Origin of the sequence: Paenarthrobacter sp. PPS72 (assembly GCF_048537125.1) — a bacterium.
GTDB lineage: Bacteria > Actinomycetota > Actinomycetes > Actinomycetales > Micrococcaceae > Arthrobacter > Arthrobacter nitroguajacolicus_E.
In genome coordinates this window covers 24,112-49,073 of sequence record NZ_JBLYIE010000035.1, presented here as the reverse complement: position 1 = coordinate 49,073, position 24,962 = coordinate 24,112, and the positions used below count along the sequence as shown (strand labels likewise).

Sequence of the window (24,962 nt, the reverse complement as noted above, 5' to 3'; positions counted from 1 at the left end):
GCGCCGTGTGATGGGAGATACTGAACTCAATCCTCCTTTCGACAGACACAGGAACCGCATGACCGGCACCGCTTCCCTCGCACCCGAGCCCCTCGACGTCGTCGTTGTTGGTGAGGCTTTGATCGATATCGTCCAGTCGACGAACGGACAAAAGGAGTATCCCGGCGGATCGCCGGCCAACGTCGCCTATGGCCTGGGCCTGTTGGATGTGAAAACGGGCCTGCTGACCGCTATTGGCCGCGACGACCGCGGCGATGCCATTGCCGCGCATTTGCAGCACGCCGGGGTGGTCCTGCTGCCCGGATCCATGTCAGCGGGCAAGACCGCCACGGCCACCGCCCGGATAACTGCCGACGGTTCCGCAGACTACACCTTCGATATCGACTGGGCGCTGGCTCCACTAGCCCTGCCCTACGCGCCGAGGATCTTGCATACCGGCTCCATCGCGACCTTCCTGGAACCGGGCGCCAGCGTCGTGAGGAGTTTGTTGGAGCAGGCGCAGGGTGGATGCATGGTCACGTACGACCCCAATATCCGCCCTGACCTCCTTGGAAGCCACCACGAGGCTCTGTCCTTGTTCGAAGAGATGGTGCCGCTGACCGACGTCGTAAAAATGAGCGGTTCGGACGCCCGCTGGCTGTACCCCGGCAAGTCGTTGGAGGACACGGCGAACCATCTCTTGGCCTTGGGCACCGGGCTGGCTGTGGTGACCCAGGGGGTCAAGGGCGCGCTCATGGCAACCCGGCACATTCACATCAACGTCCCCGCCGTCCCGGCCACCGTGGCAGACACCATCGGTGCGGGTGATTCCTTCACAGCTGCGCTCATCATGGGGTTGCTGTTGCGGGGCAGCGACGGCCTGGCGCCCACAGTGCTGGAACGGATCGGAACCATCGCCTCCATGGCCGCCTCCATCGCAGTTGGCCGCCCGGGCGCCAACCCGCCCACGCACCGCGAGCTTCTGGTGGGCATGGCCCGCTAACGGGGGAGCTGGCGTGAACGGCGTCGCGTCAAACCCACGCCGACCAAGCAGATAACGCCGCCTATCAGTCCCCAGATGGTGGGAATTTCCTGAAGCACCGCCCAGGAAATCAAGATGGTGGTGCCCGGGACCAGGTATGTCGTGGCCGCCAGCTTTCCGGCAGAGATCAGGGATAGGGCGTAGGCCCACGTGGTGAAGGCGATGGCCGTGGGAAAAATTCCCAGGTAGACCAAGCCGAGGGTTGCAGGGAGCGGTGCCGCCTGGACTTCGGAGATCAGCTGTCCGGTCCACGGCAGGCAGCAGATCGCACCCACCATGATGCCGAACCACGTCGCCTGGCCTGCCGTGAACTTACGGAGCACGGGTTTCTGCAGGATCGCGCTCACCGAGGCGAGTACAGCGGCCAGCAAGCACAACAACACACCGGCTACGTCCGCCGTCGAGCGCTGTCCGGAACCCAACGCAATCATCGCGACGCCGCAAAATGCCACACCGCTGCCGATCAGCAGCCACCGCGGGAAGCCCTCCTTGAGGAAGACACCGGCAAGGATGGCGATCAGGATCGGAGAGACGTTGATGAGCATGGCGCTGGTCCCGGCGTCGAGCATGTGCTCCGCGGCGTTCAGCGCAACGTTGTAGCCGCCGAACCACATCACCCCGTAGGCCACGATCGGCAACCACTCACGGCCGCTTGGCCAGACCTTCAGCGTTGGCAGCACCACGATTCCAAGCACGACGGCGGCAACGGCCAACCGTCCGAGCGTCAAGGAGCCGGGGGAGAAACTGGGGCCGACTGCACGGATGCCTACGAAAGCCGAAGCCCAGAGGACCACCGTAATGATGACGGCCGCGATGCCGAGTTTGCTGATGGTTGCGCCCGGCGCGGGGGTGATGCGCGGGGGCAGGTCCGGGGAAGGCTGGCCGGGTTCGGCCGGGGTGGTGGTTGTCATGAGCCAAATCTATCCGGCGGGCAGTGGGGGCGGCTGGCGGTTTTCGGACGCGTCAGGACAAGATCCTGCCAATGTTCTGCGGTGGCCTCTCGTTGGTCCCGTTCTGTGGTCCAGGACACCCTGCGAACGTCGATTTGGGAATATCGCCATCTATGCTCTAAAGTTTTAGAGTCCAGTTCGGACGAGCGAGACACGGAAAGAACGCGTGAAGCGTCGCTTTTCTTCGTGAAATCCGAATTGAGTTCAGGCCCCCATCGTCTAGCGGCCTAGGACACCGCCCTTTCACGGCGGCGGCACGGGTTCGAATCCCGTTGGGGGTACGCAAGGAAGTGGTAAACCGGATGAAAAAAGTCTGGTAAGCTAGAAGCCTTGAAAAAAACGCGGTAGAGATACTGCAACGCAAGGCCCTGTAGCGCAGTTGGTTAGCGCGCCGCCCTGTCACGGCGGAGGTCGCGGGTTCAAGTCCCGTCAGGGTCGCTCTGAGCGCCGAAGAAATTCGGTTCTCAAGGTGACATGTCACCTAGGCTCTGTAGCTCAGTTGGTAGAGCGTTCGACTGAAAATCGAAAGGTCACCGGATCGACGCCGGTCGGAGCCACCACTGGGAAGCATCAGTTCTTCGGAACTGGTGCTTTTCTTCTTTAACGCGCATTTACTGTGGGCGGCTTTATCCCTCAAATCTTTTTCGTCCGGGCCCTACCCATGGCGTACGCTCACCACCTAATTTGAAGCTTCGACGGCGGCTGACACGCCGTAATACCCGGAGTGTCGTAGCCCGGGCGCCTCAAAGTCGGTGGTGGCGGCGCGGATGCCCAGGCGGCTGCTCACTGGGCGGCCGCAGGCTCCTCGCGGCCCGGCAGGAGGCTGCTCGTCGGGCCGGCCGCGGCCTGCAGGGCTCCTGTGGCGCCCCCAACCCGGCCAAGCCAGCGGTGCCGCCAGGCGCCTCAGCTCGCCGCCCACAAAACCTGTTCGAGCCAATCTATTGACGCCTCCAATTCGCCATGACACCATAATGACCACATCTTGATACCGGTATCAACCTGTTTCAACCCACAGCTCGTCATATCGAAAGGACCATCCGTGCTTGGCTTCAAAGAAGAGGAATTCCTCACACAGACCCGCAGCGCCCTGGCGCTGCAGGGGCAGATCGAATCGGTGGTTGACTCCATCCAGCAGCGGGAACCGACTAACTTGTTCCTCATTGGCGCTGGCGGAACCTACGCCGCGATGCTGCCCTACGAGCACTTCATCCGGTCCCGCTCCACGCTGCCCGTCCGTGCGTCCATCGGCAAAGAGCTGATGCTGACCGGGGATCCCACGTTCGGCCCCGGTTCCGTGGCCGTCTTCGCCTCTGTTTCGGGCACTACGGAAGACGTTATTGAGGCGATCGAGTTCGCCAAGGCCAAGGGCGCCTACACCATCGGGTTCACGGGATTCGGTGATAGCCCGTTCGCCAAAGCACTGGACGTGGCCCTGGTGACTGAACCCAAAACCTGGCCGTTCGATATCCCGATGATTCTCCTGAGCACCCGTCTTCTTGCCGCGCGGGGCGAATTCGAAGGATATGAAGAACTGGCTGCAGAACTGCAGACCGTCCCCGAAAGCTTGGTTAATGTAGCCCGCCAAGCAGAATCCGTAGCGGAAGCCTTTGCCGAGAAGAACAAGGACGCTGACTACCATTTCCTGGTGGGCACCGGAAATCTCTGGGGCCTCACCTACCTCTATTCCATGTGCATCCTGGAAGAGATGCAGTGGCTCCGCACCACCCGCGTGCACGGTGCGGAGTTCTTCCACGGATCCTTGGAACTCATTGAGGAAGACACCAGCCTCATGCTGCTCCTCGGCGAGGACGAGACCCGCCCCCTGATGGACCGCGTGGCCAAATTCGCCGAAAACTACAACAAGAACACCACTTTGCTGGACAGCAAGGATTATGAACTCCCCGGGGTTAGCCCTCGATTCCGTGCACTCCTTTCCCCGCTGATTCTGGACACGGTTCTTGACCGTTTCAGCAAGCACCTCGAACGCGTCCGCAACCACTCCCTGGATCTGCGCCGCTACTACCGGGTGGTCGAGTACTGACCAGCACGTCGCCCGAAAAGGCATAAGGCCGCGCTGCGGGCCCGGCCCTGCGCGGGCCCGCAGATTCGAGACAGGAAGAGCATGAAAGTAATCGGGTTCGGGGACAACATTGTGGACCGTTTTCTCGACCGCAAAGTGATGTACCCGGGGGGAAACTGCGTCAACGTCGCGGTCTTTGCCCGCCGGCTGGGCGTTGAGTCCGCCTACCTCGGCGTCTTTGGCTCGGATCCGCTGGGCGCCTTTGTCCGCGATGCCATTGATGCGGAGGGCGTTGACACCAGTCGGTGCATCATCCGTGACGGCCTCAATGGGGTCACTGAAATCAAAGTGGTGGACGGTGACAGGGTCTTCCTGGGCTGGAACGACGGGGGAGTCACCACGAGTGATCCCTTCATATTGGAGGACGAACACCTCCAGTACCTGGCCTCAGCAGATCTGGTGCATTCGAGCGTCTACTCCGCCTCCGAGACCCAGTTGCGTGCCGTTCGAAGCACAGAGGCCCTGGTCAGTTTTGACTACTCGTCCGAGCCGGAGCGCAGAACCGACTCCTATCTCATGCAGACAGCGCCTTACGTGGACCTGGCGCTTTTGTCGTGCGGAAACATGACCGTCACCGCCGTCGAAAATGACCTCAAACGCGTACACGCAGCGGGCGTTTCGCTTGCGGTGGGGACGCGGGGCCAGGCAGGGGCATTAATGTACGACGGCGAACGCTTCCTCACGCAGGCAGCGTCACCTACCGATCCGCTGCGGTTCGCAGACACGATGGGGTGCGGTGATGCGCTCCTGGCCGGACTCGTGGTCAGTTTGCTGGGCTCGGGGTGGAGCCGAAGTTATCGGCCATCAGCGGAGGAATGCCAGGCAGCACTGGCCCGGGGCGCCGAGTCCGCCGCGGCGCAGTGTTATGTGGAGGGCGCCTTCGGTCACGGCCGGGCGGTCGAGATAGCCAGCAGCGAGGTAGCTACTAGGATCTGATGCAGAGACAAATCAACGGACGGAACCGCACGCGCGGATTCCACGACTGAAGGGGGCCGGATGGCGACGGATCATCAGAACCACCCGGCTGCCCCAACCATCACTGAAGTGGCAGCGGCCGCGGGAGTGGGGAGGGCCACGGTCGCCCGAACCCTGGGGAACTATGGTTCGGTCAGTGATGCCACACGGGCCAAGGTCATGAGGGCCGCTGAGAAATTGGGCTACCAACCAAACACGTTGGCTCGAAGCATGACCACGGGGGTCACTAAGACCCTAGGCATTGTGCTGGCGGACGTGGCCAACCCGTTCTTCTCCGGCGTGCTCAAAGGCATCTCGGAAACCGCGAAAACTGCCGGCTACGACGCCATCATCCTGAGCACTGACGAGAAGCTTGAGCTGGAGCGCGATGCAATCGCCGTCTTGCTGGCAAAGCAAGTGGATGGCCTCGTTGTGGCCTCAGCCGCGGGACGAAGTGACGACGTCTCCCACCTTTCCAATGCCATGGATCGCGGAACTCCTGTGGTTCTTATCGACCGTTTGGTGGACAAGCTGGAGACGGACTCGGTGGTGATCGACAACCGCGAAGCTGCGAGGTCGGCCGTGGCCTCGCTCATTCACAACGGTCACCGACGCATCGCATTCGCGTGGGGGCCGGTAACCCTGAGCCCGGCGACGGACTTGAAACAGATGCACAGCATCCTGGATGAAGCGCTCTGGAGTGACGGTGAACGGCTGAGGGGTTACTTGGACGCGCTCGAAGAAGCCGGGATTCCGTTTGACACTGCACTCATCACCCACGTTCTCAAGAATGAGGGCCAGGCGACGAGGGCTGTCAGTGGAATGCTGGCTCTTGCGGACCCCCCAACTGCCATCTTCACCACCGAGACGGAGGCGACGGTGGGTGCACTGCATTCCCTGCGCGCCAAAAACCTGCGTCTGCTGAAAGACGTCTCCCTGATCGGGTTTGACGACAGTCCTTGGGCCGCCGTCATGGAGCCGCCGCTGACCATGATCCAGCAACCCATGCGCCAGATGGGGGCGGTCGCTTCCCAGCAGCTCATCGCGAGGATCGACGGCGATACGTCTGCCCCGAAGAAGCACGTCCTGCCCTCGTTGCTGGTGGCCCGCTCGTCGGACGGTCCTGTGCGGGCTGCCCGCAGCGACTAGAAATTCCTTCCTGTAATTTCCTCCACCTCTCTTCCCCGCTGCCTCAAATCATGATTCACTGTGGTACCGGTATCACAAGTTTCAGCCCCACGTCACACCCCAGGAGCTACCCTTCAGCCCGTCTCCGTGAAGTACATCCCAACGGCGGGCATGACTTCCCACTCCCATAGAGGAGCCCCCGGCTGATCGGCCCTTCGACCGAAAGAAGAAATGATGCGTAAAAGCACACAATTACTGATGGCATTGCTGGCCGGCGCGGCTTTGGCGCTTACCGGCTGTTCCGACGGCGGTAGCCAGCCTGCCGCTGTCCTGGATCCCAACGCTGAGCCACAGTTCACAGGAACCCTCAGCATCCTCACGAAGTTTGGTGGAGACCCCCTGGAACCCTACTTCGAGGACCTGGCTGCGGAGTACAAGAAGCAGCACCCGGAAGTATCCTTCGATCTCATCCAGGAGACGGACCAGAGCATCAAGGACAAGACCAAGACGCTCACTGCCTCCCAGGCCATGCCGGACATCTACTTCACTTGGGCCGGCAGTTGGGCGAACAACTTCATTGACGGAGGACTCGCAGCAGATCTGACCCCCGTCATTGCCCCCGGCACCGAATGGGGCAACAACTTCGGCGAATCCGCGCTGAAGGCATTTGCCAAGGACGGCAAGTATTTCGCCGTCCCGCTCTACAACAACGGTAAGTTCATGGGTTACAACCAGCGGATCTTCAAAGAACTGGGCCTGACGCCGCCGTCCACCTTCGACGAACTCATCGCATCTTGCTCCGTGCTCAAGGGAGCCGGCTACGAGCCGATCTCGTTCGGAAACAAGGACGGCTGGCCGGGCCTGCACTACCTGCAGCAACTCTTCGCCTACGAGGTGCCCGCCGAGACGCTGCAAGCCGACTTCAGCCCGGAAACAGCCAAGCTCGAGGACAAGGGTTACCTCAAGGCCATGGACCAGTTCACCACCCTGGTCAATGAATGCACCGGCAGCGGCAAAGACTCCAACGGTGTTCTCTACACCACGGCTCAGCAGGCCTTGGCTGAGGGGAAGTCAGGCATGTACTACCAGGAAATCCTGGAGTTCGACTCCACCGCATCTGCCGAATCTAAGCTCAAGCAGGATGGGCTGGGGATCTTCAAGCTTCCGGCGGCAACAGATGCCAAGGGCGATCCAAAAGCCATTGAAGGTTCGCCCGAGGGCTACATCATCAATGCGCGTTCCAAGAACGCCGCACTTGCAGCTGATTTCATGAAGTTCGTCACCAGCAGCCAGAACGCTGCAAAACTCTCTGCTCCGCCATACGGGCAGCCCAGCGCAGTCAAAGGCGCAGTTTCCACGGAGAACTCTTCGGGCCCGGTCATCGAGGGCATCAAGCAAGTCAATGAAGCATCCGCAGCCATAACCTGGCTGGACTCCGTCACCGTTCCCGCAGTGGCTGATGCTTGGCTGGCCGGCGGGGAGGCCCTGGTGGCCGGAACGCAGACGCCTGACCAGGTCCTTGCCTCCGTCCGAGCTGCTTCCAGTGCAGCAAAGTAGCAGGCAACGCCATGACCGTTTCAGATACTGCCTGGAAGCCTGCGGCTCCGCCTCCGGCACCTGTTTCCACTAAGACGCCGAAAGGCCGGGCAGCCAATTCCGCCCGGGCAAGACGTTGGCGCAACGTAGTGTGGGTGCTGCCGGCGGTCCTGCTTCTAGCTGTCTTCGCCTATCTGCCCTTGGTGCAGAACCTGGGGTTCAGCTTCCTCAAGTGGGATATCTACAGTGGCCGACAAACCTTTGTGGGTGCGGATAACTACGTCCGCATGTTCAACGACCCCATCTTTTGGAAGTCGCTCCTTAACAACACGCTGTACGCGGTCATCTCCATCGCGTTTCAAGTATTCGGGGCGATGATCCTCGCTGCGATGATCGAAGGACTACGAAGTCAGCGGTGGAGGGGAATCCTCAGGGCCGTCTACTTTGTACCTTCCGCCATTTCCCTGACAGTTGCCGGTCTCCTGTTCTATTTCATCTACGAACCCGAGATGGGCATCCTGAACGCGGCTTTGGAGTTCCTGGGCCTCGGCAACTTCACGCAAGCATGGCTGGGACAGGAGAACACGGCGATCTTTGCCATCATCGCCATGAGCCAATGGCAGGGCTTCGGGTACTGCACGCTTCTCTTCTCGGTGGCGCTTCAGCGAATCCCCTCCGAACTGTATGAAGCTGCGTCAATCGACGGCGTTGGTCCCTTCCAGCGGTTCTTTTCGATTTCCTTGCCGCTCGTCAGGGAAATGACCGGCCTCATGATGATCGTCACGGTGTCCGGAGCCTTCCAAGTGTTCAACGAAGTCATGGTGATGACCAGCGGAGGACCGAACAATTCCAGCCAGGTCCTGGGCACGTGGCTCTACAGAAGCGGATTCGTCCGCAATGACTTTGGCTATGCCGCCGCCGTCGCCACTGCCGTCTTCATCATCACCCTGGTCCTGGCGGTCATTCAGCTACGTATCTCCAAGAAGAGGAGGGTCCAATGGTGACGCGCTCAGCCGTACTGCTGGTACTTGGACGGGTTCTTATCAAAGCGTTCCTGATTGCCCTCGCCGTCGTCGTCGTTTATCCCTTGGTCTGGATGCTGTTGAACGGTGTGAAGTCCAACTCCGAGTTGTTCTCCAATCCTTTCGCGATGCCCATTGCGTGGAAATGGGACAACTACGTCACCGCGTGGAACCGCGGAGTTGGCGACTATCTCACTACCAGCGTTTTGGTCACCGTTGCTTCCACCATTGCCACAGTGTTCATCAGCGCGTGGGCTGCCTACGGACTGACCAGGGTGAACATCCCCTTTAACAGGGTGGTGCTCGTTCTCATTCTTGGTGGCCTAATGCTTGCTCCCACCGTGGCCCTGATCCCGCTGGTCAAGATGTTCCAGAGCCTGGGGCTCTACAACAACCTCTGGGCGCTGCTGATTCTGTACACGGCCTTCCGGGTTCCCTTCACCACGTTCCTTATCCGGGCTTACATGATGGACTTGCCCGCCGAGGTGGACGAAGCAGCATCAGTGGACGGAGCTTCCAAAGCCCGGGCGTTCTGGCAGGTCATTCTGCCCATGTGCAAGCCGATCCTGGTCTCGACCGTCCTCTTGAACATCCTGTTCACCTGGAATGAGTACTTGTTTGCCATGGTTTTCACCAGTGGGGGAGCGCTGCAAACCCTTCCTGTGGGGCTGACCAATCTGATGTCCAAACACGGCACGGACTATCCCGTGGTGTTCGCGGGCATGGCCATCGCCGCAATTCCCGTGATCGTGCTCTTCTTTGCCGGGCAGCGGTACTTCATCCGTGGACTCGCCGATGGAGTTGGTAAGTAGTCATGAGCGTCCTGGGTTTAGACGGCGTACTGGGTTTGGGTAGCGTTCCGGGCTTGGATCAGGTGAGTGGCTCGAACTTCGCCTACCAGCATCACACCCTCACGCGATGCCTGGACGACATGGCCGAACTGGGAAGGACCACAGTGGAGCTGTGGGGCATCGCCCCGCACCTTCACATTCCCCAAGCTGATTCGGCCCATCAGAAAAAAGTCAGGGAGTTGCTGCAGGAGCGTGAGCTCACCGTCGCCTGCGTTACCCCCGAACAGGTTGCTTATCCCGTCAATATTGCCTCGGGGGAAGAATGGCTCAGAGAGCAGAGCTTGCAGTTCTTCCTGCGGGCCGCGGAGGTGTGCAGCGAGCTGGAATCTCCGCTTTTGTTCCTCACTGCAGGAAGAGGGTACGAGGACGAACCAGCTGAAGTCGCGTGGGCCCGGTCCGTTGAATGCCTCCAAACGATCACCCAACGCGCTGCTGATCTCGGGGTGGCCTGCGTGCTGGAGCCTCTTCAACGTGTCGAGTCGAACCTCGTCACTGACGCCGGCTCACTGCGTTTAATGCTCGACGACGTCGGGTCCTCAACTTTGGGGGTGGTGATTGACACTGTTGCCATGGCGGCAGCGGGAGAAAACATCAGCGACTACGCCAAGGCCTTCGGTGAGGGCATCCGACACGTGCACCTGGTTGACGGTGCTCCCACCGGGCACCTGGCTTGGGGCGACGGTTTCCTGGACCTGGATGAGATTCTGCGCGAACTAAGTCAGTTGAACTACAGCGGAGCCCTGACTTTTGAACTCTTCGGCGACGGCTCCTACGCCTTGGAGCCCCGCGCTGCAGTAGTCCAGTGCCTCGATGCTGTTGAGGCCAGCCTGAGGCGTATCTCGGCTTAGCCGGTCTCGGCGCCGGGGCAGCCCCAGGAGTTGGGGTTTTCCTGGCAGGTGTCGGCGACGAGGGCTTTTTCTGTTTTCCAGACTTGGATGGTTTTGGGTGGTGTGGTGATGTCGAGTGTTCCGTTGATCGGTAGGGGCGGTCCGTTGTTGACGGAGTAGGTGCCGGCGAAGCTGGTGGTGACGGTTGCTTGGTAGTTGCCGGTTTCTGCGTAGATGTGGCTGGTGCGGGTCTCGGTGGTGAGCCATTCGGCTTCGGGGATGGGGTAGCCGGCGGCTGGGGTTGGTCCGAGGGTGGTGCCGTCGCCGAAGGTGTAGGTGTAGTTGGTGGGTGTGGCGGTCAGGTGGACTTCTTGGCCGAGGATGGTGACGTCGAAGGCCTGTTGGCCGGGGGTGGCGTAGAAGTTGGTGAGTCCGCCTTTGAGGGTGTGGGGGAAGGGTTGGGCTTCGAGGTTTCCCGGGTTGACGGGGAGTTGGCGGAAGTCGTTCAGGATTCTGGCGGCAATGTCGGCCAGGACGTTCTCGGGCTCCGGGTCGTAGAGACAGGTGGGACCGCTGACTGGGATCCAGTCCGTCCAGCCAGGGTTGGTGATGGCTTTAGGTGCTTCTTTCCAGATGACCGGTGTGCCTTCTTCACCTGCGGGAGTGGTGGCTGGGCATTCGAGGGCGTCGCAACCGGGGTCCTTAGTGTCAGGCCCGTCTGCACGGCAGTGGGTGTCGGCCATGTACTGATTCGGATCGTTGGCTACCGAACTAGGACTTCCACCAGCCCCGGCTCGAACAGCCGCCCCCTTTAACGGATCGAACTTCCAAATAACGCCCGCATCAATCGTTCCCTCTTGTTCGTTGCTAGTTCCCCAAGACGATGAGCCTCCCGGTCGATCGGCAGCAGCCGCGGGGAGCGGCTGAAACAACATTGCGATACAGGCGAACACGGCCAGGACGCGGTTACCGAATGACACCTATTTCCACCACCTTCCAAGTGGCCTGGAAACGCGCGATCAACACAAAAGCACTGTTCGTCGCTGCACTTGCCGGGCGCCCTTCCGTGCCGTCTGCGTTGTAATAGGCAATGCCGTCCTGAATCAACTGAACTTTTGCTAGATGCGATGGGTCGTCGGCCTTCCAGTCGAGCTCCATCGAAGGAATTGTGATCCGTCCTCCAGCCATCCAGCGACCATTGATGTAGCTGTCAGACGTTCCATCGAGAAGCGTGCTGCACGCCGTGCATTCCGGAGAGTTCAGCATGGAGAGACTTGAGATATCGCCTGTTTCATTGGCGTAGTTTTTCACTGCATAGTAATACCCAATGAACGCCTCCAGTCCCGCCTTCGAGTTCTCCTTCGCCATCTCGGGCATCACGGGAACGGGCACGTTCTGCGCCTTACCTGCTGCGTCCGCAGGCTTGTATTCAGCAGGCGCTGCCGGAGTAGCCGAAGCCGAGGGAACTGAGACGCTCGAGGTGGGTGCCGCCGTCGTCGAGCCTGTTTGGGAGGCGGTGCTGCCGGGTGTGGCGCCGCCCTGGCAACCGCTCAGAAGTAGCGCAATTGTGAGAGCCAAAACTGCTGGCCGGGCGCGAGCAAAAGATGAAGACATGAACGGATGGCGTGGCATGACAGGCTCCCCAGCAGCTGTTTTGGTGGTGTGTCGGCCAGTCTAGGTGGGGCAAACAGCCGCGGCCCAGCTGGGAATTTGGCCTTGTGGATAACTTGCCTGCAGGACTAGGCGGGGAAGAACTGCAAGTAGCCTGCGTCGGGCGCGCTGCCTTCTCCCTGAAGCTTCTCCCAAAGCGTCGGAGCTAGACGCTAGGGTGGTACTCAAGAGAAGGGGAGTGCTCCGTGGAAGACCAGAACGTGCAGCTTGATCCCGTGCCCGGGGGCGAAATCCTTGGTAGCGGACGCACCATCATTTCCGAGGCGGCCGTCGCCAAAGTAGCGGGTATTGCTGCCCGTACAGTGCCTGGCGTCTACTCGTTGGGCTCGGCACCGTCCCGTGCGCTGGGTGCCATTCGCGACGCCGTCGGCAGCTCGGACCACGCAGCAGGCGTCCGCGCCGAGGTGGGGGAGACCCAAGTGGCGGTGGACATCACGTTGGTTGCTCTCTATGGTCATCCCCTGCACGGCGTCGCCGACCAGGTTCGGGCTGCGGTCTACCGCGCCGTGGAGGAACTGGTGGGACTCCAGGTGATTGAGGTCAACATTGAGATCACCGATGTCTTCATTGCACCGCCGGCAAAACCGGCTGGAAGCAAAACAGTCGTAGTGGAAAGGGAGGCACTCCAATGAGCATGACCGTAGTGGGAATCGCTATCGGCGCTTTCGTGGCTTTCATGTCCTTCTCGTTCGGGCTGTGGGGGTTCCTGATCTCCCTGCTGTTCATGGGTATCGGCGCGCTGCTGGGCCGCGCAGCCGAGGGCAAGCTGGATCTCCGCAGTGTGCTGGACGCCATTACGGGCCGGCGCTCTTCGTCATGAGCGTGGCTGAGGCTGTGGAGTACACCACAAGCCTGGCCGGCCATAACCGGATCTCTACCCAGGCATTGACTTCCTTGGCTCGGGCCGCTGCCGCCGAGGCGCTCGGCGTTGAGGCCCATGACATCCGTGCTGATTGGGCGGACGACGACGGCCTGTTGGCTTTGTCCATCGTGGCACCTATCAGCGTCCCGGCTTTGACAGAGGTGTTGCGTGATCCGCAGCGTGTCAGGGGATTTGGAGGCTCCATCTGGGACCGTGCCGTGGCGGCCAAGGCCTTCGTTCTTGAAACCGTGACCCGGCTCAGCGGTTCCCAACTCAGCAGGGTGGATATCAGGATCAGCGGAGCGCACGTCACTGAGGGAGGCCGCGTCCAATGACCCAAGACCAGGTAACACGACAATTGAAAACTACGGACCCGAACGCGGGAGCCAGCCCGGTGGCCGGGGAAGATCCCGAAATGAGCCGCATCCTGCGCCGTGAGACTCATTCGTCACGCGCAGGAGCATCCGTGATCGCGGCCGTCCTGGTCATCATTTTGTGTGTCTACGCACTCCTCGAAGCGGGGGTCCGCGCCGTCGGGCAGCCCCCTTGGCTCATTGATCCCACCACGGCCGCGGAACGCATCATCGCACTCCCCGCAGGCATCTCACCGCTGCTGCTCGGTGCGAGCGGTGCCGTCATTGCCATGGTGGGACTCTTCTTCCTTCTTCATGCTGTTCTGCCGGGCAGGCGCGCCCGCCACTTGCTCCGGGACCCGCGCACCGCCGTCGTGGTTGATGACGAAGTCCTGGCCTCTGCGCTGGCACGTCGTGCACGGACCGCCGCGAACGTCACCCAGGAACAAGTCATGGTGGTGGTCTCGCGACAATTGGTGGTGGTGAACGTCCGGCCCACCTCGGGCAGCCGGGTCAGCGAAGAAGCAGTACTGACGGCCGTGCAGGCTGAGCTTGAAGAAATGTCGCCTGTGCCGACGCCTGCCGTCAGGGTAAACCTGGCGTCGTCGGGGGTGATCGGAGCATGAACGGAACACCGCGGGCCCTCAACCGCGTACTGCTCTTCATTATTGGCGTGAAACTGTTGGCCGTAGGGCTGCTTCTCGTCCTGCTGGCCGCCGTGCCGGCAGTGGCCACATGGTGGCACGGCTGGTCCGCATCTGCGTGGACGGCAGCCGAAAATGCGTTCCGTCAGACGCCCTTTCCCGGGCGCGAAGAGAGCTGGCTGTGGATTGTGGCAGGCCTGATCCTGGTGGCAATCATCATTGCGATGATCGCCTGGTTGTCGCAGCAGGGCAAAGGCCGGGCCAATCTTCTGGTGGCCAGCGACGACGACAGCGACGTGGACGGCGAGGTCCGGATCGGTGGTGGGGTTGCCGAGCAAGCGCTAAGGGCTGCCCTGTCTGAGAGGACCGACCTCGCCGGCGCATCCGTGGCAACCCTTGAGGTGAAGGGAAAACCCGGCCTGCGTATTCGCATCCAACCGAGGCAAGGAGTGGCGCCGCACATCCTCGCGGCTGAAGTGTCGCAGCTCGTTGAAGCATTGGACCTCGTGATCGGACAAAAAACACCGGTGTTGGTGCACATGGTTTCCGGTGCCCGGTCCAGATTCACCAAGGCCGAAAGGGTCCGCTGAGAGGTTGGAGCCCGGAAGTCCATTGACCCATACCCGAAGGACAGGACGCCCCAGTGGCTGGAACAACAGTGGCTGCAACAACAGTGGCCAGCACAACGGTGGCTGAGCTTATGGCGGAATTGGCTGCCTTGGAAGAACCCCGGGCTCGCGAGGTAAATGCGAAACGCGGTGATGACCACGGGGTAAACCTCAGCAAGCTGCGTGCTGTCGCGAAGCGCTTGAAGACCCAGCCGGATCTCGCACGTGAGCTCTGGAAAACCGGCGACACCGCCGCCAGGTTACTGGCGCTCTTGATTTGCCGCCCCAAGGCGTTTGAATTGGCTGAGCTGGATAGCATGCTGCGTGAGGCACGGGCGCCCAAAGTGCAGGACTGGCTCGTGAATTACGTCGTTAAGAAAAGCGCGCACTCCGAAGACCTGCGACGGGCATGGTTCTCCGACCCCCATCCCGTGGTGGCAAGTGCAGGATGGGCGTTGACTTCTGAACGTGTGGTCAAGAAGCCTGAAGGCCTGGACCTCGTGGAACTGCTTGATGTCATCGAGGCTGAAATGAAGGATGCCCCGGACCGACTTCAGTGGGCCATGAACCACTGCTTGGCACAAATCGGAATTGAGTTCCCGGAGCACCGGGCCAGGGCTTTGGATATCGGTGAGCGCTTGGAGGTCCTGAAGGACTACCCGACGCCGCCTAACTGCACGTCACCATTTGCCCCGGCCTGGATCAATGAGATGGTGCGGCGTCAGTCAGTGAAGTAGTCCGATCAGCCCCTGTTGCGGTGCATCATCCGATACGTCAGCTCGGCGAGGAGCTCTTCGTCGGAGAGGTGCGAGGCCCGGGCTATGGGAGCAGCGGGGACAGTAACGCGGGGAGGTCCCTGCCGTGACTCGTCGCTCGAGCGCATGTCGTCAGGCGTGATCATGTCCGGGGCGAAGTTCGACTTGCCTTTCAAGACCTCCGAAACGGAACCTGCCCTCCAGCCCAGGGCGTGCTCGAGCTTGCGCTGGTTGATCTCTTGCGTCCGGCGGGTCCCTGATTCCAATGTGCGGACCGTCTTGATGGCAGTGCCGGCCTGCTTGGCCAACTGAACCTGGCTCAGGCCTTGGGCCAGGCGTTCTTCTTTGATCAGTCGGCCGATAGTCTGCAGTGCTTCAAGTTCATCCACGATTCCCACTTTTCCATAGGCAATAGTAGGCAATCAAATCGGGCGGCTAAATGGCGGGGCGTGAAGTTCGTCTCACTGATGCGCAGGAGCCCCAAGATGGACCCGCCTTTGGATAAAGTCAGGCTACTTGGTATCGATGCGGTTACGTTATATGTAAGCGCTTGCATTACATGGACGATCATGGCTAGTGTGAGCGTCACCACATCAATTGCGCCGCCGAATCTTTGTACTCAGCGAGGAGTCTTTAGCATGAAGAAAACCAAGTACCTGCTACCGGTCGCAGCGGCCGGTGTTCTGGCACTTACCCTTTCCGCCTGCAGCGGAGATGGTGGCGGTGGAGGATCCACCGCCGGCTCGGATGATTGCTCCGCCTACGAAAGCTATGGCAAGTATGACGGCAAGACCGTCTCTGTCTACTCCACCATCGTGGATATTGAAGCAACCAACCTTGAGGAATCCTGGTCGCAGTTCGAGAACTGCACAGGCATCACCGTTAAGTACGAGGGCAGCAAGGAATTCGAAACTCAGATCGGCGTCCGTGCCCAGTCCGGCACCGCCCCGGATGTCGCGATCTTCCCGCAGCCCGGTCTTCTCGCCACGCAGGCACGTGCAGGCTACCTGAAGCCCGCTCCCAAGACCGTCTCGGACCTAGTGGACAAGAACTGGTCCCCTGACTGGAAGAAGTACGGCACGGTAGACGGCACGTACTACGCGGCCCCGATGCTCGCGAACGTCAAGGGCTTTGTCTGGTACTCGCCCAAGACCTTCAAGGACAAGGGCTGGGAAGTCCCCAAGACGTGGGACGAAATGATCGAGCTGTCCAAGAAGATTGCAGCCGACGACAAGAACATGAAGCCTTGGTGTGCCGGGTTCGAGTCCGGTGAGGCAACTGGCTGGCCCGGCACGGACTGGATCGAGGACGTCGTCCTGCGCGCCCAGGGACCCGAATTTTACGACCAGTGGGTAGCTCACCAGATCCCCTTCAATGACCCCAAGATCGTTGATTCCTTCAACAAGGCCGGCGACATCCTGCTCAACCCGGAGATGGTGAACGGAGGCTTCGGCGACGTTCGCACTATCCTGAGCACCGGCTTCGCCCAGGCCGGCCAGCCAGTCCTGGATGGCACGTGCGCCATGCACCACCAAGCCAACTTCCAGGCAGCCAACTGGCCTGCAGGAACCAACGTTGCCGAGGATGGCGACGTGTGGGCGTTCATTACCCCGCCGATTGACGAAAGCAAGGGCAAAGCAGTCACCGGTGGCGGCGAGATGGTGGGCGCCTACAAGGACACGCCTGAAGTCCAGTCGTTCCTCGCTTACCTGGCCAGCGCCGACTTCGCCAACAACCGCGTCAAGCTTGGCGGCGTAGTCAGTGCCAACAAGGGTCTGGATCCGAACAACGCTCAGTCGGACCTCGACAAGCTGACCGTCCAGATCCTTCAGGACCCTGAGACTGTCTTCCGCTTCGACGGCTCGGACCTGATGCCGAGCGCGGTTGGTTCCAACTCCTTCTGGAAGGGCATTGTGCAGTGGATCAACGGCACGTCCTCACAGGATGTTGCCAACAGCATCGAATCCAGCTGGCCTAAGAGCTAACTCCCAAAGTGCTGCCTCCCCTGACTGGAACTCCCAGCCGGGGAGGCAGTGCTTTTCCCGGAACTTAGTGATTCACTCACGCCCCGGAGGTTGGGTATGGAATTTATTGGAGAAAAACTCCTACAAGTAGTGATAGCCCTGGCGATATTCGCAGCGGTTATCGGCCTCATCATGCTCTTGGTGGACAGGGCACCTAAATCGGTCAAGGACAAGGTAACCGTTGCAGGCTTCCTTGCCCCCGCAGCCATCCTGATGTTGGTTGGTCTGGTTTACCCGGCGGTCCGCACGTCAATGCTGGCCTTCACGGATGCCGGTGGCAACGGCAACGGATTTGACAACTTCGTTTGGATGTTCACGCAGCCTGAGGCCCTGACCACGCTGCGGAACACCGTGATTTGGACCGTCCTGGTTCCACTTTTGTCCACGAGCTTTGGACTCGCCTACGCGGTGTTCATTGACAAAGCCCGTGGAGAGCGGGTTCTGAAGTCACTCGTCTTCATGCCAATGGCTATCTCCTTTGTGGGCGCCGGCATCATTTGGAAGCTCGTGTACGACTACCGCGGCCCGAACATCGAGCAGACCGGTGTCATCAACTTCTTCCGGGACGCCTTGGGCATGGATCCCAAGCAGTTCCTCTTGGATGCCCCGGAAAACACTTTCTTCCTGATCATCGTCATGGTCTGGATCCAGACCGGCTTTGCCATGGTGATCCTCTCTGCAGCAATCAAGGGTGTCCCCGTGGAACTCCTCGAGGCCGCCCGCCTGGATGGGGCCAACGCCTGGCAGCAGTTCCGCAACGTCACGGTTCCGGGTATCCGCGGCGCCCTGGTGGTGGTGTTGACAACCATCACCATCGCCACGCTGAAGGTGTTCGACATTGTCCGAACCATGACGGCAGGCAATTACGACACGTCAGTGGTTGCCAACGAAATGTACACACAGGCCTTCCGCGCCGGTGAGCCGGGACGTGGTGCCGCTTTGGCCCTGGTCCTGTTCCTCATGGTGTTGCCGATCGTCGTGTACAACGCTCGAGTCCTTCGCAAGCAAAGGGAGATCCATTGACAGCCACGCCAGCCCCGAAAGAGGCCTCGAAGGCCACCCGGCAGCGTCCTGGATCCGACCCCACGGAGGACGCCCAGCCCATCATGCGACGGGTCAAGACGAAGCTCACCTCCAAGTGGGCAACAGCGGCGGCCATCATCATCGCCGTCGTATGGTCCGTGCCGACGGTGGGGCTCTTCGTTACTTCGCTCCGTCCCGCCGCCAAGCAGGTGGGTCCCCGCTCCAACGGCTGGTGGAACGCCTTCGTTGACTGGGACTTCACGTTCAAGAACTATGTTGACGTCCTGACTCCGGCAGGTTCCCAGTCCGCCAACCTCTCGCAGTACTTCGTCAACTCCATAGCGATCGTCATCCCAGTCACCATCTTTGTTCTGGTGCTGGCGTCCATGGCTGCGTACGTTTTCGCGTGGGGGAAGTTCAAGGGCCGCGACGCACTCTTCATCTTCGTCTTTGCCCTGCAGATCATTCCGCTCCAGATGGCGCTGATTCCGCTCCTGCAGTTCTTCACGCAGACCCTGCAGCTTCCGGCGGGCTCGTACGCGCAGCTGTGGATTGCCCACACCATGTTCGGCCTTCCGCTGGGCATCTTCCTCCTCCACAACTTCATCTCGGAAATTCCCGGGGAAGTCATTGAGGCGGCAAGGGTGGATGGCGCCGGACACAGCACCATTTTCTGGCGGATCATCCTTCCGTTGTCGGTTCCCGCACTCGCTTCGCTGGCCATCTTCCAGTTCCTCTGGGTCTGGAACGACTTGTTGGTGGCGCTGGTGTTCTCTGGCGGTACAGCAGACGTTGCTCCTATTACGCAGCGTTTGGCGGAGATCTCGGGTACGCGCGGTGCCAGGGATTACCTGAACCCTGCGGCAGCATTCGTTTCCATCATCATCCCGCTCTTGGTGTTCTTCGGATTGCAGCGCTACTTCGTGCGCGGCCTGCTCTCCGGTGGCCTCAAGGGCTAGGAACGGCAGCCTCGGTTACGCAGCGCATTACGTCGCTGCGTAACCGAGGGCTATAAAGCACAAGTCCACATTTAAGGTGAAGGCGGAGCAACGGCGGCCGGAGAGGGGAGCCTGTGTCAAAAACAACGGGTAGGTCCCAACGCGGCGGCCACACAGGCGTCAGTATCGAGGATGTCGCAGCGGCCGCTGGAGTCTCGACGGCGACCGTCTCACGGGCCGTGCGGGGATTACCGCGGGTCTCTCCCGCCACCCGCGAGAAAATCCTCGAGGTAGCCAGTTCCCTCGGGTACGTGGCGTCGTCGTCGGCATCGGGGTTGGCGACGGGCCGCACACGCACCATCGGCGTCCTGGCCCCTTTCGTCAGCCGGTGGTTCTTCTCCAAGGCGATCGAAGGCGCGGATAGGGAACTGCACTCGCGCAAGTACAACCTTTCGTTGTTCAACCTGGGCGGCCACGGCAGCAACCGAGAGCGGCTCTTCAGCTCCACCATGGTCTACAAACAGATCGACGCGCTGTTGGTGCTGTGTATGTCACTGACCGAGGAAGAGCTGGAACACCTCCACAAGATCGACATCCCCCTGGTTGTGGTGGGAGGTCACGTTGAGGACTGCGCGTATATAGGTATCAATGATTACGACGCCGCGTCCACCGCCGTGCGGCATCTGCTGGACCTGGGGCACAAGGACATCGCACTGCTGCACGGTGACGACGAAACGGACCTGAACTTCGATGTTCCCCGCGTGCGTATTCGCGCCTTCCAGGAAGTCATGACCCATGCCGGCCTGGAAGTCCGGCCGGAATGGGACCAATGGGGTGACTTCACGGTAGCCAGCGGACAGCAAGCCTTCAACCGGCTCTGGAGCCAGCCCGGCCGCAAACCAACAGCCATTTTCTGTTCCTCGGACGAGATGGCGATGGGAGTCATTTTCGAAGCCGGCCGCCACGGTGTCCGGGTGCCGGAAGACCTGTCGGTCATCGGAATAGACGACCACGATTTCTCGTCGTCAGTGGGCCTCACCACCGTGGGCCAGCGGCCGGACAACCAGGCCGAACTGGCCACAAAAATGCTGTTGGACGAATTGGACGGCAACCCGGGAGCAGTGCATTCGGAAGTGGCCCCCCACAAGCTGATCGTGCGCGACACAACTGCCCCGCCAACAACAAGCTAGCAAGCCCGCGCCAAGCTGCATTTGTCCTCTCTCCGAGGACCGGATCAACATGGGCATCGGTTTCCGTGCCTGTAGCAACCGGGCTGGGACAGGTATGGCTGTTCATCCTCGAACGCTAAAGAAATGCGCCGGGTTAGGAAGCCCGCGCCAGCTGCCGGATGGGGATCCAACGCGAGGCGAGGCGTCGGTAGGCAGCGGCCGCCCCGGTCATGTCGCCTTCAGCCAAGCACTCGATGCCCAGCCGAACATCCATGGGAGACTCGTCCGGGTACACCTTGTCCGCTACTGCACCGTAGTCCAGCTCCACCATGGACTGGACATGGAAGAGTTCCAGCCACTCCGTGAGCTGCGTCAGGTCATCCAGCATGTCCAGATCCGGTGCGGCCAAGGCTAAGTGCGCCACGGCAAACCGTGCCCGGTCCAAGGCCTCAGTGAGGGGTGTCCATACACGGACGGTGAGGATGCGCCCCTCGGACTCCACCACGTCCTTGCGATCCGACTCGTTGAACAGCGAGAACCAACTGAACGGTATTCCCCAGGTTGAGGCACGGGTATGGACACGTTTGGCGGCCTCCCCGGCGTTGATGCGGTCGATCCTGGCCTGGTGTTTGTCCCGCTGCGAGACCGGAATGAGAAGGTCTGCCAAAGGGCTGTGCACACCGTCCATGAGCGCATTGGCAGCCAAGCCAGCCCGAATTACCAGTTGGCTGGGGCAGTAAAGCAGCCGTCCGGCGTCGTGATCTTCTGTATCCGGCTCGGCGGCGTGCCGTCCGGTGGGCACACGCGTCATGCGCACCAAGTCCGTGCGGCCGGTGGGGAAAGGATCGCCGCCGGAGCGCGTGATGCGTCCCAGCGAGGCCTGGAGCTCCGCATTCTCGACGGCGGCCCGGGAACCGCTCTTGCTGCCTTCCGCCACGAGCTGGCGCTGCTGTTCAGGCGGGAACGCCTCAAGGGGCTCGTAAATGCGCAGGGACGAAGAGAACGGCAGACCTGCCTGGCCCCGGTACAGGTTTCCAGTCATGTCCAGCCGTCCCCTTTCGTCGCGTGGAGCGTGTAGTTAGTCTGCGAGCTCCACGATCACGGGAGCGTGGTCCGAAGCGCCCTTGCCCTTGCGCTCTTCGCGGTCAATGGAGGCTCCGGTGACCCGTGATGCCAGCGCCGGTGAGGCGAGGCAGAAATCGATGCGCATGCCTTCCTTCTTGGGGAAGCGCAGTTGCGTGTAGTCCCAGTACGTGTACACGCCGGGGCCCGGTGTGTAGGGGCGGACGACGTCGGTGAACCCGGCGGTTTCGAAGGCGTGGAAGGCCGCGCGCTCGGGTTCGCTGACGTGGGTGTAGTTGTTGTTGCGGAAGAGCTCGATGTCCCACACGTCGTCGTCGAACGGTGCTATGTTCCAGTCGCCCATGAGCGCGATCTGGGCGGTGGGAGCGGACTTTACCCACTCGGCGGCGTGGCCCTGGAGGACGTCCAGCCATTTGATCTTGTACGGCATGTGTTCGTCATCCAGGGAACGGCCGTTGGGAACGTAGAGGCTCCAGATGCGGATACCGCCACAGGTGGCTGCGATGGCGCGGGCTTCCTGTGCAGGATCCTTGCCTGCCTTGCCGAACGCCGGCTGGTCCAGGAAGGTGCGCTGCACGTCTTCCAAGCCCACACGCGAAGCGATGGCAACGCCGTTCCACTGGTTCACGCCGAAGTGCGCAACCTCGTAACCCATGCGCTCAAAGAGCTCCCAAGGGAAGTTCTCGTCCTTGCACTTGGTCTCCTGGATGGCCAGGACATCACAGTCGCTGCGCTCAAGCCAGGCTTCAACGCGGTCGGCACGGGCGCGGAGGGAGTTCACATTCCAGGTTGCTATCTTCACAGCCACTAACTTACCGAACTTGGCGCTGAGCGCATCCCCTGATGCCCTTTTTGCCGTTCACAACCAGCTCTAACGCGCGAACAGCGGCGGTGAGCTGGCCAGCTTGCGGAGCCCGATGCCTGAGGCGATCAGGAGCAACCCCGTCAGGATCGCGAACCCTGCCAGCATCCACACCACGCCCAAGAGGCCGAGCCCGGGGTTGAAAAGGACAACGATCCCGAACACGGTGGTGATAAGTCCCGTCAGGAACCAAAGACCCCAGCTCCGGATGAAACTCCTCGCAGCGAGCGACAGGACGATTTGGGAGAGACCGAGAACAAGGGCCCACAACCCAATAAGGACGCCAATTGCTGCTGCAGTAATTCCCGGCAGCGCAATTGCCACAATGCCGGCCGCGACGGAGATGAAGCCCCCCACCATGGTCCAGCGGGAACGGCCGGCGGGGTCGTAGAAGTAATGCGCCACGCTGGTAATACCGTCAATGATCGCGAAAACGCCGAACATGACAACCACCACCAACGCGCTAACGCTCGGCAAAACAATGATCAAGAGGCCAAAAACTATGGAAAGGGCTCCCCGGACCAACAAAGCAGTTCCCGGGCTTTTGAACATTTTGCGATCCGCTACGTCCGACATAAGCCTCAGCGTAGCCAACCACGCACCTTTACCGCATCCCTTCGCGCCTGATGGCCGTGGCAATTGCTGCCGCCCGGGTTTCCACGCCCAGTTTTGCGTAGATGTGGGCGAGGTGGGTTTTGACTGTTGCCTCGGAAATGAACAGGCGTTTCCCCAAGTCCCGGTTGCTGAGGCCTTCGGTCAGGAGGCTAAGTAATTCGGCTTCGCGGGGAGTGAGGATCTCGTCCGGATTCCGCAGCTGTTGGAACAGGCGCGAGGCCACCGGCGCGCTCATTACGCTCTTTCCCTGCACAGCGCCCCGGACGGCCGCGAAGATCTCCTCCGGCGCGGCGTCCTTGAGCAGATAACCCATGGCTCCGGCATCCACTGCGCGGACGATGTCGGCATCGGAATCGTAGGTGGTGAATACGATGACGGCCTGCTTCGGGTTCCACTGACGGAGCTGCTTGATGGCTTCGATGCCATCCATTCCGCTGCCCATGGCCAGATCCATCAGGACTACCGCAGGCGTGTGCTCCTGCGCAGCTTTCAGTGCATCCTCGCCGGAGGCTGCTTCCCCGACGACGGCGATATCACCCTGGGTGCCCAACAGGGCCTTGAGCCCGCTCCGGACTACGGTGTGGTCGTCCACCAGGAGCACGGAGATGGTATTCACAAGGACTCCTTCAGGAGGTTTGCCGGATCAGCGGGATGGGTCAGCGGGAACTGCGCGGCGATGATGGTTCCCTCGCCCGGTGAGCTTTCCACGGACAATTCTCCGCCCAACTGTTCAACGCGCTGCCGCATGGCCCTCAGGCCGTATCCTCCCTCTGCCGACGGCGGATGTACAGCTGCGGGATCAAAGCCGCGGCCGTCGTCGAACACGTCCAGGGTGACCGCGTCCGGAAGGTACCCCAGGGTCACACTGGCGTGGTCCGCCTGTGAGTGGAGTTTGATGTTGGCCACGGCGCTCTGCGTGACGCGGAGCAGGGCATGCCGGACTTCGGAAGGAAGAGTGCGCACATCACCGGTGACCCGGATACTGACGGTCTCAACGTACTGCCGTGCCGCGTGTTCCAAGGCCTCCGGGAGCGGACCTGACTCGAGGCCAGGGGCGGAGAGTTCGTGGACCAGGCTGCGGGTATCAGCGAGGTTCCGCCTGAGTAGATCCGTCGCCTTGCGTACGTCGTCCTGGGCGGTTTCGGCAGGCCAGGAGCGCTGGGCGGCCTCGAGGAGGAGCAGGCTGCTGGCCAGGCCTTGGGTGACGGTATCGTGGATTTCCCGTGAAACGCGCTCGCGTTCAGTGGCAATTCCGGCTTCGCGCTGCTTGGCGGCAAGCTGCTGCTGGGCTTGGGTGACGTCGTCGAAAAGCGTCCGTTGCAGTGCCGCGTCGCGCTCAATCTTGTCGTAGATCAGGGTGAGCAGGGCGCCCGCTGCCAGTGGGCCGAGCAGCATGGCGATGTCCGTCCAGCCGCTCATCCGGAAGAGTCCGACGGCGGTGGCGGCAGCCGTCGCACCTCCCGCCACATAGCCTGCCCACCCTCGAAAGGCCGTGCGTGTGAGGAAGAAGATGGCGAAGGAACACCAGGCGAAGCTCGGGGCGACCACCACCAGCGCGGCCCACGCTGCCACCAAGGCGACCATCCAAGGAATCCATGGCCGTTGCTTACGCTGGCCTTGTTGCCGGTGGGCCAACACTGCGGTGACCGCATAAAGCGCGCACACGGCAACGGCCAGCGCAACGGTCCACAGGTTGTCCGCGGGGGAGTGGCGCATCACGTACCTGACCGCGGAAGCCACCATGAGGACGGCAAAGCCCACATGCACCACTACATCGATGCGGCCATCAATCCGGTTACTGGTCCCGTTACTGGTATCTGGCCGTGGATGAGCAGTTGGCATGGGTGGTTCCCGTTCAGGACATTGATGGAAGACGTTCTTTCCATGCTAGGTCCCGCGCAGTCATTGGTCTCTCCACCTTTTGGCTGATACCGGTGGCGGAAAGGCTGAGCCCCGGGACGGCGCCCGGCCGATGTGCCTTGGGGC

The 24,962-nt window shown here is 61.2% G+C and carries 27 protein-coding genes and 3 tRNA genes; 21 read left to right on the top strand and 9 right to left on the bottom strand.

Annotated elements, in window-relative coordinates:
• Window positions 1-58: 58 nt before the first annotated feature.
• A complete protein-coding gene (locus ACLRGI_RS14795) occupies window positions 59-982 on the top strand; it encodes a carbohydrate kinase family protein (protein WP_419202385.1) in 924 nt (307 codons plus the stop codon).
• Here the strand turns inward: ACLRGI_RS14795 and ACLRGI_RS14790 are convergent.
• On the bottom strand, window positions 979-1,932 hold the full coding sequence (locus tag ACLRGI_RS14790; RefSeq protein ID WP_419202384.1) for a DMT family transporter: 954 nt from the start codon (window positions 1,930-1,932) through the stop codon (window positions 979-981). The two genes, ACLRGI_RS14795 and ACLRGI_RS14790, sit on opposite strands and share 4 nt — an antisense overlap.
• 247 nt (window positions 1,933-2,179) lie before the next feature.
• On the opposite strand from ACLRGI_RS14790, the gene ACLRGI_RS14785 reads away from it, so the two are divergent.
• The 10 genes from ACLRGI_RS14785 (at window position 2,180) to ACLRGI_RS14740 (ending at window position 10,390) form a co-directional block, all read left to right on the top strand.
• A tRNA-Glu gene (locus ACLRGI_RS14785) sits at window positions 2,180-2,252 on the top strand.
• Between the two features lie 83 nt (window positions 2,253-2,335).
• Window positions 2,336-2,409, top strand: a tRNA-Asp gene (locus tag ACLRGI_RS14780).
• Between the two features lie 46 nt (window positions 2,410-2,455).
• Window positions 2,456-2,531 (top strand) — tRNA-Phe (locus ACLRGI_RS14775).
• 479 nt (window positions 2,532-3,010) lie between these two features.
• Entirely contained in the window at window positions 3,011-4,012 is a 1,002-nt protein-coding gene (locus ACLRGI_RS14770; RefSeq protein WP_419202383.1) for an SIS domain-containing protein, read from the top strand.
• Between the two features lie 81 nt (window positions 4,013-4,093).
• Window positions 4,094-4,987: a PfkB family carbohydrate kinase gene (locus ACLRGI_RS14765; RefSeq protein ID WP_419202382.1), complete on the top strand. Its 894-nt coding sequence runs from the start codon at window positions 4,094-4,096 to the stop codon at window positions 4,985-4,987.
• Between the two features lie 60 nt (window positions 4,988-5,047).
• Complete coding sequence (locus tag ACLRGI_RS14760) at window positions 5,048-6,154, top strand: LacI family DNA-binding transcriptional regulator (RefSeq protein WP_419202381.1); 1,107 nt, start codon at window positions 5,048-5,050, stop codon at window positions 6,152-6,154.
• Between the two features lie 237 nt (window positions 6,155-6,391).
• Complete coding sequence (locus tag ACLRGI_RS14755) at window positions 6,392-7,690, top strand: ABC transporter substrate-binding protein (RefSeq protein ID WP_419202380.1); 1,299 nt, start codon at window positions 6,392-6,394, stop codon at window positions 7,688-7,690.
• Between the two features lie 11 nt (window positions 7,691-7,701).
• Window positions 7,702-8,673, top strand: a complete 972-nt coding sequence (locus ACLRGI_RS14750) for a carbohydrate ABC transporter permease (protein ID WP_419202379.1) — start codon at window positions 7,702-7,704, stop codon at window positions 8,671-8,673.
• Window positions 8,667-9,503 carry a carbohydrate ABC transporter permease gene (locus ACLRGI_RS14745; protein ID WP_419202378.1) on the top strand — a complete coding sequence of 279 codons (837 nt, stop codon included), beginning with the start codon at window positions 8,667-8,669 and terminating at the stop codon, window positions 9,501-9,503. Before ACLRGI_RS14750 ends, ACLRGI_RS14745 begins: the two co-directional genes overlap by 7 nt.
• A gap of 2 nt (window positions 9,504-9,505) precedes the next feature.
• The gene (locus ACLRGI_RS14740; RefSeq protein WP_419202377.1) at window positions 9,506-10,390 is read left to right on the top strand and encodes a sugar phosphate isomerase/epimerase family protein; all 885 of its coding nucleotides are present in this window, start codon (window positions 9,506-9,508) and stop codon (window positions 10,388-10,390) included.
• On the opposite strand, the gene ACLRGI_RS14735 is transcribed toward ACLRGI_RS14740, so the two are convergent.
• A complete protein-coding gene (locus ACLRGI_RS14735) occupies window positions 10,387-11,112 on the bottom strand; it encodes a PKD domain-containing protein (RefSeq protein ID WP_419202376.1) in 726 nt (241 codons plus the stop codon). The genes ACLRGI_RS14740 and ACLRGI_RS14735 overlap by 4 nt on opposite strands.
• 223 nt (window positions 11,113-11,335) lie before the next feature.
• Entirely contained in the window at window positions 11,336-12,001 is a 666-nt protein-coding gene (locus tag ACLRGI_RS14730; protein ID WP_419202375.1) for a DUF6318 family protein, read from the bottom strand.
• A gap of 224 nt (window positions 12,002-12,225) precedes the next feature.
• Between ACLRGI_RS14730 and ACLRGI_RS14725 the strand changes: the two genes are divergently transcribed.
• Genes ACLRGI_RS14725 through ACLRGI_RS14700 form a run of 6 tightly spaced genes read left to right on the top strand, consistent with a single transcriptional unit; the run spans window position 12,226 to window position 15,244 of the window.
• Window positions 12,226-12,672 (top strand): Asp23/Gls24 family envelope stress response protein, encoded by a 447-nt coding sequence (locus ACLRGI_RS14725; RefSeq protein ID WP_419202373.1) that lies wholly within the window; start codon window positions 12,226-12,228, stop codon window positions 12,670-12,672.
• Window positions 12,669-12,860, top strand: coding sequence for a DUF2273 domain-containing protein (locus tag ACLRGI_RS14720; protein ID WP_018779541.1), 192 nt, complete (start codon window positions 12,669-12,671; stop codon window positions 12,858-12,860). Before ACLRGI_RS14725 ends, ACLRGI_RS14720 begins: the two co-directional genes overlap by 4 nt.
• A complete protein-coding gene (locus tag ACLRGI_RS14715; protein WP_419202372.1) occupies window positions 12,857-13,237 on the top strand; it encodes a hypothetical protein in 381 nt (126 codons plus the stop codon). The genes ACLRGI_RS14720 and ACLRGI_RS14715 overlap by 4 nt, the downstream gene beginning before the upstream one ends.
• A complete protein-coding gene (locus tag ACLRGI_RS14710; RefSeq protein WP_419202371.1) occupies window positions 13,234-13,881 on the top strand; it encodes a DUF6286 domain-containing protein in 648 nt (215 codons plus the stop codon). Before ACLRGI_RS14715 ends, ACLRGI_RS14710 begins: the two co-directional genes overlap by 4 nt.
• The gene (locus ACLRGI_RS14705) at window positions 13,878-14,489 is read left to right on the top strand and encodes a hypothetical protein (RefSeq protein ID WP_419202370.1); all 612 of its coding nucleotides are present in this window, start codon (window positions 13,878-13,880) and stop codon (window positions 14,487-14,489) included. The genes ACLRGI_RS14710 and ACLRGI_RS14705 overlap by 4 nt, the downstream gene beginning before the upstream one ends.
• Before the next feature lie 53 nt (window positions 14,490-14,542).
• Window positions 14,543-15,244: a DNA alkylation repair protein gene (locus tag ACLRGI_RS14700; protein ID WP_419202369.1), complete on the top strand. Its 702-nt coding sequence runs from the start codon at window positions 14,543-14,545 to the stop codon at window positions 15,242-15,244.
• 5 nt (window positions 15,245-15,249) lie between these two features.
• Here the strand turns inward: ACLRGI_RS14700 and ACLRGI_RS14695 are convergent, their stop codons facing one another.
• On the bottom strand, window positions 15,250-15,651 hold the full coding sequence (locus ACLRGI_RS14695; protein WP_419202368.1) for a helix-turn-helix domain-containing protein: 402 nt from the start codon (window positions 15,649-15,651) through the stop codon (window positions 15,250-15,252).
• 249 nt (window positions 15,652-15,900) lie between these two features.
• Between ACLRGI_RS14695 and ACLRGI_RS14690 the strand changes: the two genes are divergently transcribed.
• The 4 genes from ACLRGI_RS14690 to ACLRGI_RS14675 all read left to right on the top strand — a co-directional run bounded on the left by ACLRGI_RS14690 (window position 15,901) and on the right by ACLRGI_RS14675 (window position 20,437).
• Window positions 15,901-17,247 carry an ABC transporter substrate-binding protein gene (locus tag ACLRGI_RS14690; protein ID WP_419202367.1) on the top strand — a complete coding sequence of 449 codons (1,347 nt, stop codon included), beginning with the start codon at window positions 15,901-15,903 and terminating at the stop codon, window positions 17,245-17,247.
• A 96-nt stretch (window positions 17,248-17,343) separates the two neighbouring features.
• Window positions 17,344-18,309 carry a carbohydrate ABC transporter permease gene (locus ACLRGI_RS14685; RefSeq protein WP_419202366.1) on the top strand — a complete coding sequence of 322 codons (966 nt, stop codon included), beginning with the start codon at window positions 17,344-17,346 and terminating at the stop codon, window positions 18,307-18,309.
• Window positions 18,306-19,268, top strand: a complete 963-nt coding sequence (locus ACLRGI_RS14680) for a carbohydrate ABC transporter permease (RefSeq protein WP_419202365.1) — start codon at window positions 18,306-18,308, stop codon at window positions 19,266-19,268. The genes ACLRGI_RS14685 and ACLRGI_RS14680 overlap by 4 nt, the downstream gene beginning before the upstream one ends.
• A 113-nt stretch (window positions 19,269-19,381) precedes the next feature.
• The gene (locus ACLRGI_RS14675; RefSeq protein ID WP_419202364.1) at window positions 19,382-20,437 is read left to right on the top strand and encodes a LacI family DNA-binding transcriptional regulator; all 1,056 of its coding nucleotides are present in this window, start codon (window positions 19,382-19,384) and stop codon (window positions 20,435-20,437) included.
• A 133-nt stretch (window positions 20,438-20,570) separates the two neighbouring features.
• On the opposite strand, the gene ACLRGI_RS14670 is transcribed toward ACLRGI_RS14675, so the two are convergent.
• The 5 genes from ACLRGI_RS14670 to ACLRGI_RS14650 form a co-directional block, all read right to left on the bottom strand.
• On the bottom strand, window positions 20,571-21,458 hold the full coding sequence (locus ACLRGI_RS14670) for a DUF8083 family protein (RefSeq protein WP_419202363.1): 888 nt from the start codon (window positions 21,456-21,458) through the stop codon (window positions 20,571-20,573).
• A 36-nt stretch (window positions 21,459-21,494) separates the two neighbouring features.
• Complete coding sequence (locus tag ACLRGI_RS14665; RefSeq protein WP_419202362.1) at window positions 21,495-22,301, bottom strand: exodeoxyribonuclease III; 807 nt, start codon at window positions 22,299-22,301, stop codon at window positions 21,495-21,497.
• Between the two features lie 69 nt (window positions 22,302-22,370).
• A complete protein-coding gene (locus ACLRGI_RS14660) occupies window positions 22,371-22,937 on the bottom strand; it encodes an HdeD family acid-resistance protein (RefSeq protein ID WP_419202360.1) in 567 nt (188 codons plus the stop codon).
• Between the two features lie 28 nt (window positions 22,938-22,965).
• On the bottom strand, window positions 22,966-23,592 hold the full coding sequence (locus ACLRGI_RS14655; protein WP_419202359.1) for a response regulator: 627 nt from the start codon (window positions 23,590-23,592) through the stop codon (window positions 22,966-22,968).
• Window positions 23,589-24,818, bottom strand: a complete 1,230-nt coding sequence (locus ACLRGI_RS14650; RefSeq protein ID WP_419202358.1) for a sensor histidine kinase — start codon at window positions 24,816-24,818, stop codon at window positions 23,589-23,591. Before ACLRGI_RS14650 ends, ACLRGI_RS14655 begins: the two co-directional genes overlap by 4 nt.
• Window positions 24,819-24,962: the final 144 nt, after the last annotated feature.

Coding starts and splice junctions, on each gene's coding strand:
- ACLRGI_RS14765 (WP_419202382.1), top strand. CDS start 4,094: ATGAAAGTAATCGGGTTCGGGGACAACATTGTGGACCGTTTTCTCGAC.
- ACLRGI_RS14740 (WP_419202377.1), top strand. CDS start 9,506: ATGAGCGTCCTGGGTTTAGACGGCGTACTGGGTTTGGGTAGCGTTCCG.
- ACLRGI_RS14685 (WP_419202366.1), top strand. CDS start 17,344: ATGGAATTTATTGGAGAAAAACTCCTACAAGTAGTGATAGCCCTGGCG.
- ACLRGI_RS14650 (WP_419202358.1), bottom strand. CDS start 24,818: ATGCCAACTGCTCATCCACGGCCAGATACCAGTAACGGGACCAGTAAC.
- ACLRGI_RS14750 (WP_419202379.1), top strand. CDS start 7,702: ATGACCGTTTCAGATACTGCCTGGAAGCCTGCGGCTCCGCCTCCGGCA.
- ACLRGI_RS14790 (WP_419202384.1), bottom strand. CDS start 1,932: ATGACAACCACCACCCCGGCCGAACCCGGCCAGCCTTCCCCGGACCTG.
- ACLRGI_RS14690 (WP_419202367.1), top strand. CDS start 15,901: ATGAAGAAAACCAAGTACCTGCTACCGGTCGCAGCGGCCGGTGTTCTG.
- ACLRGI_RS14760 (WP_419202381.1), top strand. CDS start 5,048: ATGGCGACGGATCATCAGAACCACCCGGCTGCCCCAACCATCACTGAA.
- ACLRGI_RS14795 (WP_419202385.1), top strand. CDS start 59: ATGACCGGCACCGCTTCCCTCGCACCCGAGCCCCTCGACGTCGTCGTT.
- ACLRGI_RS14705 (WP_419202370.1), top strand. CDS start 13,878: ATGAACGGAACACCGCGGGCCCTCAACCGCGTACTGCTCTTCATTATT.
- ACLRGI_RS14720 (WP_018779541.1), top strand. CDS start 12,669: ATGAGCATGACCGTAGTGGGAATCGCTATCGGCGCTTTCGTGGCTTTC.
- ACLRGI_RS14755 (WP_419202380.1), top strand. CDS start 6,392: ATGGCATTGCTGGCCGGCGCGGCTTTGGCGCTTACCGGCTGTTCCGAC.
- ACLRGI_RS14730 (WP_419202375.1), bottom strand. CDS start 12,001: ATGCCACGCCATCCGTTCATGTCTTCATCTTTTGCTCGCGCCCGGCCA.
- ACLRGI_RS14745 (WP_419202378.1), top strand. CDS start 8,667: ATGGTGACGCGCTCAGCCGTACTGCTGGTACTTGGACGGGTTCTTATC.
- ACLRGI_RS14670 (WP_419202363.1), bottom strand. CDS start 21,458: ATGACTGGAAACCTGTACCGGGGCCAGGCAGGTCTGCCGTTCTCTTCG.
- ACLRGI_RS14715 (WP_419202372.1), top strand. CDS start 12,857: ATGAGCGTGGCTGAGGCTGTGGAGTACACCACAAGCCTGGCCGGCCAT.
- ACLRGI_RS14710 (WP_419202371.1), top strand. CDS start 13,234: ATGACCCAAGACCAGGTAACACGACAATTGAAAACTACGGACCCGAAC.
- ACLRGI_RS14735 (WP_419202376.1), bottom strand. CDS start 11,112: ATGGCCGACACCCACTGCCGTGCAGACGGGCCTGACACTAAGGACCCC.
- ACLRGI_RS14660 (WP_419202360.1), bottom strand. CDS start 22,937: ATGTCGGACGTAGCGGATCGCAAAATGTTCAAAAGCCCGGGAACTGCT.